Below are 14,585 nucleotides of genomic sequence, written 5' to 3'. Positions count from 1 at the left end.
AGCTTGATCCGGCACCGGCACTGCGTGCTGCGGTCGAGCGCGTCGCGGGGAGCGCGGACCCGGAAAGGATCATCGCACTCCGGCAGGAACCTCGCTGCAACGCGCACATGCCTCGCGCCGACAAGCCCTGCGTCCGCCGCCGCAGCCCCCGGCGCACATCGCGCAACCGTCTGACGGCGTCCCGGAGGATCGCTGTCGTCCCGAAGCTGGAGCGCGTCGACAACGGCCGCGCATGCCAAGATGCGGCATGGCCGATGAGCGACTGCTGACGATCAGCACCTTTGCCCGAGCTGTCGGGATCCCGGCCAGCGCTCTGCGGCACTACGCCGCGCAGCAGGTGCTCGAACCGGCCGACGTGGACCCCGTCTCGGGCTACCGCTATTACGCGCCCGCTCAGATCGACAGCGGCGTGCTGCTGCAGCGGATGAGGTCTGCCGCTGTGCCGCTGCCCGTGATGCGGGAGGTGCTCGCCGGGGCCCCGAGCGACGGAGCTCGTCTGCTCGCCGAGCTGGCCACGCACCACGGCGCCGCATCCCGTCAGCGTGTGGACGAGCTGACGGCGCTCAGAGCTCAGCTCGACCCCGCCCCAGCACATCGCGCCCCTGCGACTGCCGACCTCCTCGGCACCGTCCTGGCCAGCGCCGTCTCCCAGGTGCTTCAGGCCGCCGCGAAGGCCGCGGCCGACGTCTCCGGCCTCGTGTGCTCGATCGGCCCGCGGGGCATCGAACTGATCGCCACGGACCGCTATTGGCTCGCTCATCGCCACCTCGAGGCGGAGGGTGCCGGCCGCGAGGCACGGGCGATCATCTCGTGCGAGGACGCCGTCGAGGTCGCAGCGACCAGCTCCCATCGCGGCACGGTGCACCTCGAGCTCACCGAGCAGGGGCTGACGATCCACGACGCGGACGGAACGCTGCTCGCACGCACCGTTGCCGTCGAACGAGCGGTCCCCGACCTCGGCCGCCTGGTCTCCACACAGCCACCCGCCCGGGCCCTCGCGGGCTTCGACCGAGCGGAGCTGCAGGAGATTCTCGATCGGTCGGGCCTGAGCGAGAAGCTCCTGCTCGTCGTCGACGGAGGGAAGACGGCTCTCCACGCGGGCGGCGCTCAGGACGACGCTCCGGTGCTGAACGGGTGGGCCACCCGCGGAGAGCGGCTCGAGGTCCTGGTGGGCCGGGCGCTATTCGCGGCGGCCATCGCCGTCTGCGCCGGTGAGGAGATCGTGCTCTCCCTGGTGGACACGATCACTCCCGTGCGGGTCGCCTCCCCCGTGCAGGACACCTTGACCTGCCTGGTGATGCCGATGCTTCCTTGACCTTCAGGTCGCTCGAACCCTCAACCTCGAGGGCGTGAGAACACACCCCTCGATCCCGTCCCCGCTCCCTGCCCGATTCCACCTGTGGTGGGCCGCCTCCACCCTGCAGTCCGCCGGCGGCTCCATGCTGGGCTTCGCTCTGATCTGGCTCGCCACAGGCCACGGCCCCGGCGCCGTCGCCCTGGTCAGCATGCTCTCCGTGCTGCCACCGGTGGCCCTCATGCTGCTGGGCGGCGTGCTCGGCGATCGGCACGGCCCCCGCCGCATGCTCCTGGTGACCATGGGCGCCGAGCTGATCGTGCTGATCCCCCTCCTCGCCGTCTCCGGCGGCGATCCGACCGTCACGCTGCTGGCGACTGCCGCGGTCACCACCTCCACGATCTCCGCGATCTCCCGGCCGTCGGCGACCGTGTACGCCCGGCTGCTGATCCGCAGCGACGACTAGCTGCCGCGGGCCCTGGCACGGATCTCCGGCAGTCTGCACGCCGCCCGGATCCTGGGGGTCGCAGCGAGCGGCATAGCCCTCTCCCTCTGGTCCCTGACCGCGGTCCTCGCCGTACATGCCCTGCTCACGGCGCTCTGTGTCGCGGGCCTCTGCGCCCTGCGGCCTCAGGGACCGCGCTCCTCCTCGACGACCAGTGCCCCGGCCGGCGGCATCTGGCACTCCCTGGCGCTCGGGATCCGCTCCGCGCACGCGCTGCACGTCTGGCCCCTGCTGGGGGCGGTGGCCCTCGTCTGCTCCGCAGTGCTCCCCGTGGTGGCCGTGGTCCTGCCCTCCTGGGCGCGCGCGAACGGGTGGGACGCCTCACAGGCGAGCCTCCTGGAGGCGGCGTGGGCCGCAGGAACCCTCACGGTCACGCTCCTGATCTCCATCACCGGCACCCTGTCCCGGCAGAACCTCGCGCTGATCGGCGGCCCGGTGCTCATGTCGATCGCCCTGGGGGCCCTCGCGTCGCCTCCCGGGCCTCTCGGCGCCGGAGCGGCGATCCTCTCCGCGGCTCTTCTCGGTGTCGGGACCGCCGTCTTCACCACCCACATCGCACCGACCTTGCTGCGTCTGGCGCCTGCGGGGCAGATGACCCGCTTCCAGGCGCTCGTGGGCGTCGTGCAGCTCGCACCACCCGCCCTGCTGAACAGCCCCTTCGCGGCTCTTTCGGGAGGTGGTCATGCATCAGTCGCGCTGCTCCTCGCGGCCGCCCTGGCCGCCGGCGCAGCCCTCATGATCGGTGTGAGCACGCGGGAACCCGTCGCGCCAGTCCCGTCATGACCGGCCCGGTCACCTGATCCGGGAGTGGATCAGGGTGTCCCGCAGCAGGGACGGGTCCGTGGCCGAGACGGCGTCGTTGCGGAACACCCCGTCCAGCTCGAATCCGAGGCTCAGCGGAACCCGAGCGCTGCGGGTGTTCCGCCGATCGCAGCGGATCTCCAGGCGCCGGAAGCCCTCGTGGTCCGCGGCGTCGATGACAGCGCCGACGGCCTCGCGCATGTACCCGCGACCGGTGTGCGTGCTGGTGAGCCAGTACCCGATCTCCCCCTTGGGGACCTTCCAGTTCACGGCGAAGATGCTGGTGCGGCCGATGAAGTCCTCCCCCGTCGGGTCCCAGATCGTCCAGGTGGACTCCGTGCCCGCCTCGAAACGGCCCACCGCGGCGGCCAGGTTCTCCGTGGCCTGCTCGAGGGTCTGCGGCGACTGGGCCCAGGGCATCCACGGCTCCAGCTCGGGCAGCGAGGCGGTGACCGCCTCCGCCTGGGCCGCCGCGTCGTCGACGCTCACCGCACGCAGGAGCAGGCGATCCGTCCGGATCTCTCGGGGCAGGTGCCTCACGGCGGCGTCACTCATGCGCAGGAGGGTATCCCCTCCGCGCTACCGTAAGAGAGCTCCCCAGGAGGTGCGATGAGGCCTGATTCCGCGGATACCCTCGGGCTCGACGGCAGGTGGTTCGATCCGTTGTGGCGGATCACCGTCGAGCTGAGCCCCCTCGAGCAGGCGCTCCTCGATTCCTGGCCGGTGCGCCGCCTCGGGGCCATCTCCCATGCCGGTGCGGCGTCGCTGACCACCACGCAGACCTACTCCCGGCTCGAGCATTCCCTCGGGGTCCTCGCGCTCGTCGCGCACTTCGCCCCGGATGACCAGCTCGCGCGGGCGAGCGCGCTGCTCCACGACGTGGGGCACCTGCCCTTCAGCCACACCCTCGAGGGCATCGACGGACTGGACCATCACGAGCTGGGCCATTCGCGGGTCCGGGCGATGGGCGAGCTGCTCGCGCAGCACGGGATCGATGCGGACGACGTGAACGCGGTGGACGACGGCCGCCTCGTCTCCCCGCTGACCAGTGGCCGTGGCGGGATGAAGCTGGACCACCTGGACTCCTTCCTGCGCAGCGGCCAGGCGCACGGCCGCACCCGCGGTCTCCCGTCGGACCTGCTCGAGCGCCTCCGGCTGCGCGACGGCACGGTGGACACGGATCCGCGGACCGGCGCCGAGCTGGTGCGGCTGGCCGTGGCGGAGGCCCGGGCCCAGCGCTCCCCCGCCGATGTGCTGCCCGTCGCGGTCCTGCGGCACCTCGTCACCACAGCGCTCTCGGGCGAGGAGCCCGACCTGACGGTCGCCGAGCTCGTGGAGATGACCGACGACGAGCTGCTCGCGGCCCTGCGCCGCTGCCCGTCGACAGCCGAGGAGGCCGAGGCGTTCCGCCACCATCCGCTCAGCTGGCGCCTGCTCGCCGAGCACGACGAGCACGACGAGACGGAGGACGGCCCGTCCCGGGCGGCTCGCGTGGAGCACCGCATCACCCGCACCTATCTCGATCCGCCCAGCGTCGACGGCGAGCTCCTCCACACCCGCGAGGCCGAGGACCTGCGTCGCGGCCTTCCCCTGGTCTTCGTGCTGCGCCGGCAGTGACGCCGCACAGCAGAACCGGCCGACGCAGAACCCCTCGCGCCACGCCGCCCGGTGCGCCGTCCCGATAAATCGGACACCCGTATAGTGGCTCGCGCCCGGCGGGCGAGGGGCCCGTCGACCACCACGACGACGAACGCCGAACAGGGGACATGCCATGGGGACCACAGAGCTCAGGAGCACCACGGGATCGACGGGGAGCACACGACGACGGATCGCAGCGACGGCGATCTCGGCCGGCACCGCGCTGCTGCTCGCAGGGTGCGGCGGCGGTTCGTACGACGATTCGCGCGACCTCTACGAGGAGCTCCGGGTGAACTTCCACTGCGACACCGTGGACTCCGACGACTTCAACTCATTCATGGACGGCGAGCTGACCGACGGCTTCCCCGCCTTCGACGTGGTCGACGGCGAATGCCAGCTCGGGGACGACGACAGCGTCACCGTCAGCACCGTGGTCCCTCACGACGTCAAGGGCAAGGACTTCATGGAGGCCTTCGCCGAGGAGAACGACGAAAAGGGGTACGGCCTGCTGGCCAAGAACTGGGTGATCCTCGTGGACGACGACGATCCCGCAGTCCAGGAGTGGCTCGAGACGGTCAAGGACGAGCTCGGCGGCGAGCTCATCACGCTCTCCGGCCAGGGCGGCAGCGACTACTGAGCCCGACCGGGCCGCTCACACCTGCAGGATCAGGATGACCAGGGCATCGAGGAACGCCCCGTGCGTGGTCGAATCCGGGATGTGCATCGTGGGCGACTCCAACAGGATCGTCCCGGTCACGGCGACGAGCAGCAGGGCGACGATCGCGGCCCCCATCAGGGCGAGCGCAGAGAAGGTGCGTCGCTCCGACGCGACGAGGCTGGACGTCGGCTCGTGGCTCATGACTCCACTCTAGGGGTTCTCGCCGTGCTCGCCATACGCCCTGGGCGAACGCCGAAAGGCGGCAACCCCTGCTCACCGCGCGGCCGCCGTCGCGAGAGCGGCCTACGATCGATCCCATGGAGATCCCCTCGCCCTCTGCCCCCCGCCTCGCCTACATCGACGCGACCGCGGGCATCGCCGGGGACATGCTCCTGGCGGCTCTGGTCGACGCCGGCGCGGACCTCGACGCGGTGCAGGAGGTGCTCGACGCCCTGGTCCCGGACTCGGTGCGCTTCGTGCGCAGCACGGTGGACCGCGGCGGGCAGCGCGCCACCAAGATCGACGTGGACGTGCTGGTCACGGACCCGCCCCATCGCACCTGGGCGTCGATCCGGGAGCTGCTGGAACGTTCCCGCGGGAACGTCTCGGTGCCGGAGCGGACGATCGACCTCGCGCTGACGGTGTTCGGCCGCCTGGCCGACGCGGAGGGCACCACGCACGGGGTCCCGGCCGACGAGGTCCATTTCCACGAAGTGGGCGCGCTGGACTCCCTGGCCGACGTGATCGGGGCCTGCGAGGCGTGGCGCCAGCTGGGCATCACCGAGGGAGCGGGCAGCGTGATCGCGGTGGGCAGCGGGCGCATCCGCGCCGCACATGGCGACATCCCGGTGCCGGTCCCGGCCGTGGTGCGTCTCGCGATCGGCTGGCCGACGGTCGCCGGCGAGCTACTGCCCCCGCGCGGGCACCAGCACGCCCACGGACCGTCGTCCGACCACCAGCCTGACCACCACCACCACGACCACGACCACGACCACGACCACGACCACGACCACGACCACGAGAATCCTCACGCCACGGACCGCACCCCGGACCACGACGCGGCGGTGCCGGTCCCCACGTCGGACGTCGACGTCCCCGCGCACACGATCCCCGCGCACATGGCCGGAGGCCCCCACGAGCACGGCGGCCGGAAGGTCCCCGCGGGCGTCGCGCCCGGGATCGGCGAGCTCGCCACCCCCACCGGCGTCGCACTGATGCGGGGTCTGGCCGGCACCTCGGGGCCGCAGCCGATGCTGCTCACGGAGGCGGTCGGCGTCGGCGCGGGCACCAAGGAGACCCCCGGCCGGCCGAACGTGGTGCGGGTCCTCGTCGGTCGGCGGGGATACGGAGCGTCGCCCGACCCGGCCCATTCCGCCAGCCAGTCCGCCTCTGCCAGCCAGTCCGGATCCGTCGGGTCAGCCCCGTCCGTCGACCCGTCGGCGCTCGCAGCCTCGGAGCTTCCCCTCCCGGCAGGGCCCGGGGGCGACAGCGTCGGCCCTCGCGCCGCGGACGCGCATGACACCCCGACGTCGGCCGTCCAGCTCGAGGCGAACGTCGACGATCTCGACCCCCGGCTGTGGCCGCGGATCATCGACGAGCTGCTGGACCTCGGCGCCCTCGATGCCTGGCACACCCCGATCACCATGAAGCGCGGCCGCCCCGCGATCACGATCCATGCCCTGGTCAGGGAACGGTCCGTGCAGGAGATCGCGGCGGTGCTGATGGATCGCACGGGCACGCTCGGGGTGAGGATGCACCGGGTGGAGCGGGTCATCCGCACCCGCGAGTTCACCGAGGTCGAGGTGCAGGGCCAGCGGATCGCCGTGAAGATCGCCCGCGATGCCCGCGGCGCCGTCGTGCGCCGCGAACCGGAGTTCCGGGACGTCGCCGCAGCGGCCCGGGTGCTCGGGATCAGCGAGCGCGCCATGCTGGACCTCGCGAAGGAATCCGCAACCGGCCTGACGGAACACGCCGACTGACGGATACTGGCTGGGACCACCGCTGCTCACCTGGAGGTTCCCATGGCTGCCCTGTCCGACGCGATCACCAAGGCCATCGACCAGGCCCGCAAGGCCGAGAACGGCCGGCACGCGGAGCTCCTGGTCCATGACGGCCCCCTGCGCCAGACCGTCATCGCTCTCAAGCAGGGGGAGCGCCTGGCCGAGCACAACTCCCCGCCCGCCGCCTCGATCCAGGTGATCCGCGGCAGCGTGAAGGTGACCGGCGAGGAGACCGTGGTGCTGGAGACCGGCCACGTCGAGGCGCTCACCCATCACCGCCACTCGGTCGAGGCGCTCGATGACACCGTGTTCCTCCTGACCACCGTGACCAGCGTGCCGGGCGCCGAGAGCCACAGCACCCCCGGCACCCACACCAGCGAGCTGCTGCGGGTGCGCGAGGACGACTGAGCTCCCGGCCCGGGGCCCTGGACGGGGGCCCCGACCCGGGCGCTGTCAGCCCACCTCGCCGCCACCGCCGTGCTGGGCGAGCTGCAGCCACGTGTCGACCACCGTGTCCGGGTTCAGGGACATCGAGGCGATGCCCTGGTCCATCAGCCACTGCGCGAAGTCGGGGTGGTCCGACGGGCCCTGCCCGCAGATCCCCACGTACTTCCCGGCCACCCGGCAGGCCTCGATGGCCCGGGAGAGCATGAACTTCACGGCGGGATCCCGCTCGTCGAAGGCGTCGGCGACCAGGCCGGAGTCGCGATCCAGGCCCAGCGTCAGCTGGGTCATGTCGTTCGAGCCGATCGAGAAGCCGTCGAAGTGCTCGAGGAACAGCTCCGGGGTGGCGGCGTTCGAGGGGATCTCGCACATCATGATGACCTGCAGGTCGTTCTCCCCGCGCACCAGGCCGTGGGTGGCGAGCAGGTCGATGACGCCCTTGCCCTCGGCGGGGGTGCGCACGAAGGGGATCATGAGCTTCACGTTCGTGAGCCCCATGTCCTCGCGCACGTACCGCAGGGCCTCGCACTCCATCGCGAAGCACTCCGCGAAGTCCTCCGAGAGGTACCGGCTCGCGCCGCGGTAGCCGATCATCGGGTTCTCCTCGTGCGGCTCGAAGAGGGTGCCGCCCAGCAGGTTCGCGTACTCGTTGGACTTGAAGTCGCTCATCCGCACGATCACCGGCTCCGGCGCGAAGGCCGCGGCGATCGTCGCGACGCCCTCCGCGACCCGCTGGACGAAGTAGTCCCGGGGTGAGGCGTAAGCGGCGACCTGGGCCCTGACCTGCGCAGCCACCTCGGGCTCGTCGGTGTCCAGGCGGTCCAGCTCGAGCAGGGCTCGGGGGTGGATGCCGATCTGCCGGTTCACGATGAACTCGAGTCGCGCGAGGCCCACCCCGGCGTTCGGCAGCCGGGAGAAGGCGAAGGCCTGCGCCGGGGTGCCCACGTTCATCATGATCTTCACCGGCAGCTCGGGCATGGAGTCCACCTCGCTGGTCGCGACGGTGAACTCGAGCTCGCCCTCGTAGACGAAGCCGGTGTCGCCCTCGGCGGCGGAGACGGTGACCTCGTCGCCGTCAGCCAGCTCGCGGGTGGCGGTGCCGGTGCCGACCACGGCGGGGATGCCCAGCTCACGGGCGATGATCGCGGCGTGGCAGGTGCGGCCGCCGCGGTTGGTGACGATCGCGCTCGCCCGCTTCATGATCGGCTCCCAGTCGGGGTCGGTCATGTCCGCCACCAGCACCTCGCCGGCCTGGAAGTCGTGCATGCGGTCGATGTCCTCGAGCACCCGCACCCGGCCCGCGCCGATCTTCGCCCCGATCGCGCGACCCTCCACCCGGACGGCCCCGCGGGAGGCCAGGTGGTACTTCTCCACGGTGCTGCCGGCGCGGGACTGCACCGTCTCGGGCCGGGCCTGGAGGATGTACAGGCCCCCGTCGGCCCCATCCAGACCCCACTCGACGTCCATCGGGCGGCCGTAGTGCTCCTCGATGATGAGCGCCTGACGGGCGAGCTCGGTGACCTGCTCGTCGGTCAGCGACAGCTTGACCTGCTCGGCGGCCTCCACGGGGATGAACTCGGTGGTGCGGCCCACGGCGGCGTCGTCGGTGTAGACCATCTTGGTGGCCTTCTCGCCGACGGTGCGCTTGAGGATCGCGGGCCGACCCTCGCGCAGGCCCGGCTTATACACGTAGAACTCATCGGGGTTCACCGCGCCCTGCACCACGCCCTCCCCCAGCCCGTAGGCCGACGTGATGAACACGGCCTGGTCAAAGCCGGATTCGGTGTCGACGGTGAACAGCACTCCGCTGGCCCCGAGGTCGGAGCGCACCATCTTCTGCACGCCGGCGCTGAGCGCCACCGAGGCGTGCTCGAAGGAGTGGTGGACGCGGTAGGCGATCGCCCGGTCGTTGTACAGGGAGGCGAACACCTCGCGGATCGCGGTGAGCACCGCATCGATGCCGCGCACGTTGAGGAAGGTCTCCTGCTGGCCCGCGAACGACGCATCGGGGAGGTCCTCTGCGGTGGCCGAGGAGCGCACCGCGAAGGAGGCCTCCTCGCCGCTGCCCGCGGCGAGCTGCTCGTAGGCGGAGCGGATGTCCGCCTCGAGCTGCGCGGGGAACGGCTGCTCGATGACCATCTGCCGGATCATGCGGCCCGCCTCGGCGAGCGCGCGGGTGTCCTCGGTGTCGAGCTGCTGGAGCTGCGCGTCGATGCGCTCGGCGAGACCGGTCGCGCCGAGGAACTCGCGATAGGCATCGGCGGAGGTCGCGAAGCCGTCCGGGACCTGCACCCCCAGGCGGCTGAGGTTCGAGACCATCTCTCCGAGCGAGGCGTTCTTGCCGCCGACCTGGTCGAGGTCGGCCATGCCGAGCTCGGAGAACCACTGGATGCTCTGCGTCATTGCGGGCTCCTTCTGGGGGGTGTGCTGCTCAACGGGACGACGTCCCGCGGCGATCGAGCGATTGGAGGATCAGGGTGGACATCTCCTCGACCGATCTGGTCGAGGAGTCGACGAAGGGGATCCCGTACACGTCATAGACGCGTCGGGCCCGGGACAGCTCCCAGCGGGCCTGCTCGAGGGACGAATACCGGGAGTCGGGCATGCGCTCGGTGCGCACGGCGGCCAGCCGCTGCGGGGAGATCAGCAGGCCGAAGCAGCGATCGGAGAGCGCAGCGATGGACTCGGGCAGCACGCCGGCGGCGAGGTCCTCGTCCACCAGCGGATAGTTCGCCACGAAGATCCCGTGCATGAGCGCGAGATACATGCTGGTGGGGGTCTTGCCGCAGCGGGAGGGGGCGATGAGCACCACGTCGGCCTTCTCGAGCGCCCGCACGGACTGGCCGTCGTCGTGCTCGATCGCGAACTCGACGGCCTGCATGCGCCGGTTGTAGCGGTGGGAGTCGCCCACCCCGTGCAGGCGGGCCGGCGCGTGGTCGCCGCTCATGCCGAGCTGGGACTCGAGCTGGGCGAGGTGCCCGCTCACGAAGTCGACGACGGGGGCGCGCGTGCCCAGAAGCTCCTCGCGCACCGCCTCGTCGACGACGGTGAGGAACACGATCGGCGCGACCGGTCCGTCCATCGCGGCGTCCAGCCGGTCCCGCACCTGGCGGGCCTCCTCGACGCTGCGCACGAAGGGGATGAGCGTGCGCTCGAAGGGCGCACCGGGGAACTGGATCAGCAGGGCGTTGCCCATCGTCTCCACGCTGATGCCGGTGGAGTCGGAGATGAAGAAGACCGGGACGGCGGTAGCAGCGCTGGCGGCAGTGGTGGCAGACGTGGCTGAAGTGGCAGTGGCGGCAGCAGGGCTCGGGGCCAGGTCCGCCGGGCTGAGGGCGTCCGCGCCATCCGGCTCTGCGCCCGGAGTCCCCGTGGCAGGAGTTCTCGCGGCAGGAGTCCGCGCGGCAGGCGGCAACGGCGGAGGGATCGGCAGTGAAGAACCCATGGGTGCCCCTTCCACTGGGCCCGGTGCGCGCACCGGGGACACGACGTCGTGCTCGCGGCCAACGTAACGCGGCCCGACGGTGCGACGGCAGTATTTGCGTCGTGATCGCCGTCTCACCCGGGCGCGATCTCGGTTCCAGCCCAGGTCAGGCCCGGGTCAGGACCCCCACCAGGAAATCGTCGGCCGCAGGGCGGAGGTCCCAGGTGGAGAACCGCTGCTCGAGACGCAGACCGCCCGCGGCGGCGTCGGCCTCGAAGTCGCTGATCTCGTAGCCGCGGTCCAGACCGAATCCGACGACCAGTCGGCCCTCGGGGGCGAGGTGCGCGGCGAGACGGGCGAGGGCCGGACGACGCTCGCCGCCGGCGAGGAAGGTGAGCACGTTGCCGGCGCTCAGCTCGAGGTCGAACTGCTCCGGCCGGCCGTCGGCGTCGCGCAGGTCGAGCTCGGCGAGGTTGCCGACCTCCCAGCGGACGTCGGGATGGTCCTCGCGCGCCACGTCGATCAGATGCGGGTCGAGATCCATGCCGACGACCCGGTGGCCGGCGCGCGCGAGATGACCGCCCAGCCGCCCCGTGCCGCAGCCGGCGTCGAGGATCCGAGCGCCGCGCGGAGCCATGGCGTCGAGCAGCCGCGCCTCCCCGAAGATGTCCTTCCCCGACGCCTCGATGCGGCGCCAGCGCTCGGCGTAGCCGCGGGCGTGCTCAGGGTTGCGTCGCACGGCCTCGGTCCAGAGGTTCGCCGCGGGGCCGGGGGAAGGATTCTGCGTCATGCCTCCATGGTGCACCGTCGGCGGCTCAAGCGGCCCAAGTGGCCTAGGTGGCCCAGGCGACTCAGGTGCTTCAGGCGGCAAGGCGCGAGTCGTCGCGGATCTGGCCCACGAGCTCCTCGAGCATGTCCTCCAGGGTGACGATGCCGATCACAGCGCCGGTCTCATCGGTCGCGGCGCCCAGGTGCGCACCGGAGGCCTGCATCGAGGTCAGCGCCTGGCGCAGCGGTTCATCGGCGCCGATCTCCGGCAGGGCACGGATGCGCTCCGCCGGGATCGGGTCGTGACGGTGGGCCTGCACCGAGTCCAGCAGATCCTTGATGTGGACGTAGCCGGTCAGGCGCCCGTCGGCCGCCTTCACCGGGAACCGGGAGAAGCCTTCGACGGCGGCGGTCTCCGCCTGGGCGGCGGTGACGCCCTCGGGCAGGCTGGAGATCTTCTCCAGCGGGATCACCAGGTTCGCGACGCTGCGGGCCTCGAAGCGCAGGGCCCCGAGCAGCAGCGCCTCGTCGTTGTCCTCGAGCAGGCCGCCCTCGCGGGACTCACTCACCATGGCCGCCACTTCGTTGCGGGTGAACACGCTGGTCACCTCCCTCTTGGGGGTGACACCGAGCATCCGCAGCACGAGGTTGCCGATGGCGTTGAGCAGCCACAGGATCGGCCGCAGCACGGTGACGATGCCCATGAGGATCGGTGCGAGGATCAGCGCCATCCGCTCCGGCCCGGCGAGGGCGATGTTCTTGGGCACCATCTCGCCGAACACGACGTGGAGGTAGGTGACCAGGGACAGCGCGATCACGAAGGAGATCGGATGGACCAGGGCGCCCGGCACACCGAGAGCGTCGAAGGGCACCGCGAGCAGGTGGGCGATGGCCGGTTCGCTGATCGCGCCGAGGGCGAGCGAGCACACGGTGATGCCCATCTGCGCCCCTGCCATCATCAGCGAGACGTGCTCCATGGCGTTGATCGTGACCTTCGCGGCCCACTTCCCCTCGAGGGCCTTGGGCTCGATCACGGAGCGCCGCGCCGAGATCAGCGCGAACTCGGCGCCCACGAAGAACGCGTTCAGCAGCAGCAGGATCAGGGTGAGGGCGAGGCCCGTTGCGGTGCTCATCGGCCTGCCTCGCTCTCGTCGTGGTCCTTCGCGGCTCGTCGCAGAGCCCTCTCGCTGTCGCGCTGATCGGAGCGCTCACGACGTTCGGCCTTCTCCCGCTCCCGACGGGAGGGCTTGTCGTCCTCGGTATCCTCGTCGTCCTCGACGACGGGCTCGACCTTCACGTGGACGGTCTCGATGCGCATGCCGTCGACCTCGGTGACCTCGATACGCAGCTGGGCGAGGGCCTCGCCGGGGGCGGGGTCGGTGGCCACGACGATCTCGTCGCCGACCTCTGCGAGCCGGCCCAGCTCCATCGTGACCAGGCCGCCGAGGGTGTCGTAGTCCTCGTGCTCGGGCACGGTCACGCCGAGGCGCTCGGTGGCCTCGTCGGGCCGCATGCGGGCGTCGAGGTCCCAGGAGCCGTCGGGCTCCGGGGTGTCGTCCATCTCCTCGTCGTGCTCGTCGCGCACCTCGCCGACGATCTCCTCGACGAGGTCCTCGAGGGTGATCAGCCCCGCGTGGTCGCCGAACTCGTCGACCACCACGGCCATCTGCAGACCCCCGCTGCGCAGGGTGTCCATGAGGTCGTCCAGCGGGACGGTGTCCGGCACGAAGGTGGCGGTGCCCATCACGGCGTCGACCAGGGTGGTGGGCCGTTCGTCGAAGGGCACGGCGAGCCCGTGGCGGATGTGGGCGACGCCGGCGATCTCGTTCTCGTCGGTCAGCACCGGGAAGCGCGAGTGACCAGTGGTGCGTGCCAGTTCCAGCAGATCCTCGACGGTGTCGTCCACGTCCAGGGAATCCATGCGGCCGCGCGGCACCATCGCGTCGTGCGCACGACGGTCGCCGAAGGCGAGGGTGCGCTGCACGAGCGAGGCGGTCTCCTCCGCGAGGGCGCCCTCGTCGGCCGAGCGCTTGACCAGGGCGGAGAGCTCCTCGGCGCTGCGGGCCGAGCTGAGCTCCTCCTGCGGCTCCACGCCCAGCGCCCGCACCACGGCGTTCGCGTTGCCGTTGAACAGGCGGATCGGCAGGGCGAAGATCGTGGTGAAGATGCGCTGGAAGCCGACGACGGCCTTCGCGGTGCGCAGCGGCTGGGAGATCGCCATGTTCTTGGGGACCAGCTCGCCGAAGATCATGGTCATCGCGGTGGCGAGCACGAGGGCGATCGTCACGGACACGGACCGGGCGGCGACCGTCCCGAGGCCCAGGTCCACCAGGGCGGGGCCGATCAGGGCGGCGATCGCGGGCTCGGCGAGGAAGCCGATCGCGAGGTTGGTGACGGTGATGCCGAGCTGCGCCCCGGAGAGCTGCGTGGAGAGGGTCTTCATCCCCTCGAGCACGCCGCCGGCGCGCTTGTCGCCGTTCTTGACGGCGGCCTCGACGTCATTGCGGTTGGCGGTGATGAGGGAGAACTCGGCGGCGACGAAGCCACCGCAGGCGACGACGAGCAGGAGCCCGACGCCGAGGGATATGAGGGGACCGATCAGGTCCATGGACGGATCCCCCCGGAGAATGCATGTCGTGTCAGGCCCGAAGGCCTGGGACTGTCACTCGGGGCGTCGCTGGCGGCGCTCATGATCTCCTGGTGCTCCTCATAGACCCCGCCCGGCGTTCGGAGGGGGATGAGGAAATGCTACAACCCGGCCCCTGAGCGCGGGAGGGGTTGTGGATGCGACGTCCGACGCACCCCCAGCCCCAGCCCCGCAGCCGCCAGCTCCGCACCCCCAGCCCCGCCGCCCCAGCCGCCCAACACAGCTGCTGCCGCGCCGCCGCCGCACCTCAGCGCATCCACTGGCGCGTGATGTGCAGACCGCGCCGTATGCGGGCAGCCTGCTCACCACACGCCACTCGATACCTCCGCTCCCCGGCACTCTCCACCGGCCCCGCACCGGGCTGCCCAAACCGCCCGAGCCGTCCGAGCTCGAGTCACGTCGGCCG

At 71.3% G+C, this 14,585-nt stretch carries 14 protein-coding genes; 7 read left to right on the top strand and 7 right to left on the bottom strand.

The window, feature by feature from the left end:
• Positions 1–247: 247 nt before the first annotated feature.
• The 3 genes from ACT3UL_RS04890 (at position 248) to ACT3UL_RS04880 (ending at position 2,582) form a co-directional block, all read left to right on the top strand.
• Positions 248–1,315 carry a MerR family transcriptional regulator gene (locus tag ACT3UL_RS04890; protein WP_444577011.1) on the top strand — a complete coding sequence of 356 codons (1,068 nt, stop codon included), beginning with the start codon at positions 248–250 and terminating at the stop codon, positions 1,313–1,315.
• A gap of 34 nt (positions 1,316–1,349) precedes the next feature.
• Complete coding sequence (locus ACT3UL_RS04885; protein ID WP_444577010.1) at positions 1,350–1,760, top strand: MFS transporter; 411 nt, start codon at positions 1,350–1,352, stop codon at positions 1,758–1,760.
• A gap of 279 nt (positions 1,761–2,039) precedes the next feature.
• Positions 2,040–2,582 carry a hypothetical protein gene (locus tag ACT3UL_RS04880; protein WP_444577009.1) on the top strand — a complete coding sequence of 181 codons (543 nt, stop codon included), beginning with the start codon at positions 2,040–2,042 and terminating at the stop codon, positions 2,580–2,582.
• Between the two features lie 9 nt (positions 2,583–2,591).
• Here ACT3UL_RS04880 and ACT3UL_RS04875 read toward each other — a convergent pair whose 3' ends face one another.
• On the bottom strand, positions 2,592–3,155 hold the full coding sequence (locus tag ACT3UL_RS04875; protein ID WP_444577008.1) for a GNAT family N-acetyltransferase: 564 nt from the start codon (positions 3,153–3,155) through the stop codon (positions 2,592–2,594).
• 54 nt (positions 3,156–3,209) lie between these two features.
• On the opposite strand from ACT3UL_RS04875, the gene ACT3UL_RS04870 reads away from it, so the two are divergent.
• Entirely contained in the window at positions 3,210–4,217 is a 1,008-nt protein-coding gene (locus tag ACT3UL_RS04870) for an HD domain-containing protein (protein WP_444577007.1), read from the top strand.
• A gap of 154 nt (positions 4,218–4,371) precedes the next feature.
• Entirely contained in the window at positions 4,372–4,875 is a 504-nt protein-coding gene (locus ACT3UL_RS04865) for a hypothetical protein (RefSeq protein WP_444577006.1), read from the top strand.
• A 15-nt stretch (positions 4,876–4,890) separates the two neighbouring features.
• On the opposite strand, the gene ACT3UL_RS04860 is transcribed toward ACT3UL_RS04865, so the two are convergent.
• Positions 4,891–5,097: a hypothetical protein gene (locus tag ACT3UL_RS04860; RefSeq protein WP_444577005.1), complete on the bottom strand. Its 207-nt coding sequence runs from the start codon at positions 5,095–5,097 to the stop codon at positions 4,891–4,893.
• Positions 5,098–5,213: 116 nt separating this feature from the next.
• Between ACT3UL_RS04860 and ACT3UL_RS04855 the strand changes: the two genes are divergently transcribed.
• Together ACT3UL_RS04855 and ACT3UL_RS04850 are read left to right on the top strand one after the other, a co-directional pair.
• Positions 5,214–6,875: a LarC family nickel insertion protein gene (locus ACT3UL_RS04855; protein WP_444577004.1), complete on the top strand. Its 1,662-nt coding sequence runs from the start codon at positions 5,214–5,216 to the stop codon at positions 6,873–6,875.
• Between the two features lie 42 nt (positions 6,876–6,917).
• Positions 6,918–7,304 carry a hypothetical protein gene (locus ACT3UL_RS04850; protein WP_193117742.1) on the top strand — a complete coding sequence of 129 codons (387 nt, stop codon included), beginning with the start codon at positions 6,918–6,920 and terminating at the stop codon, positions 7,302–7,304.
• 45 nt (positions 7,305–7,349) lie between these two features.
• On the opposite strand, the gene ppsA is transcribed toward ACT3UL_RS04850, so the two are convergent.
• The 5 genes from ppsA to ACT3UL_RS04825 all read right to left on the bottom strand — a co-directional run bounded on the left by ppsA (position 7,350) and on the right by ACT3UL_RS04825 (position 14,140).
• Entirely contained in the window at positions 7,350–9,743 is a 2,394-nt protein-coding gene (ppsA, locus tag ACT3UL_RS04845) for a phosphoenolpyruvate synthase (protein WP_444577003.1), read from the bottom strand.
• 28 nt (positions 9,744–9,771) lie between these two features.
• Positions 9,772–10,785: a pyruvate, water dikinase regulatory protein gene (locus tag ACT3UL_RS04840; RefSeq protein ID WP_444577002.1), complete on the bottom strand. Its 1,014-nt coding sequence runs from the start codon at positions 10,783–10,785 to the stop codon at positions 9,772–9,774.
• A gap of 145 nt (positions 10,786–10,930) precedes the next feature.
• Positions 10,931–11,554: a class I SAM-dependent methyltransferase gene (locus tag ACT3UL_RS04835; protein ID WP_444577001.1), complete on the bottom strand. Its 624-nt coding sequence runs from the start codon at positions 11,552–11,554 to the stop codon at positions 10,931–10,933.
• A 70-nt stretch (positions 11,555–11,624) separates the two neighbouring features.
• Positions 11,625–12,665, bottom strand: coding sequence for a hemolysin family protein (locus ACT3UL_RS04830; RefSeq protein ID WP_444577000.1), 1,041 nt, complete (start codon positions 12,663–12,665; stop codon positions 11,625–11,627).
• Complete coding sequence (locus ACT3UL_RS04825) at positions 12,662–14,140, bottom strand: hemolysin family protein (protein WP_444576999.1); 1,479 nt, start codon at positions 14,138–14,140, stop codon at positions 12,662–12,664. The genes ACT3UL_RS04830 and ACT3UL_RS04825 overlap by 4 nt, the downstream gene beginning before the upstream one ends.
• Between the last annotated feature and the right edge of the window lie 445 nt (positions 14,141–14,585).

Origin of the sequence: Brachybacterium sp. 107 (assembly GCF_052379725.1) — a bacterium.
Taxonomy (GTDB): domain Bacteria; phylum Actinomycetota; class Actinomycetes; order Actinomycetales; family Dermabacteraceae; genus Brachybacterium.
The sequence above is the reverse complement of the archived record's forward strand: the minus strand, read 5'-3'. Positions and strand labels throughout refer to the sequence as shown.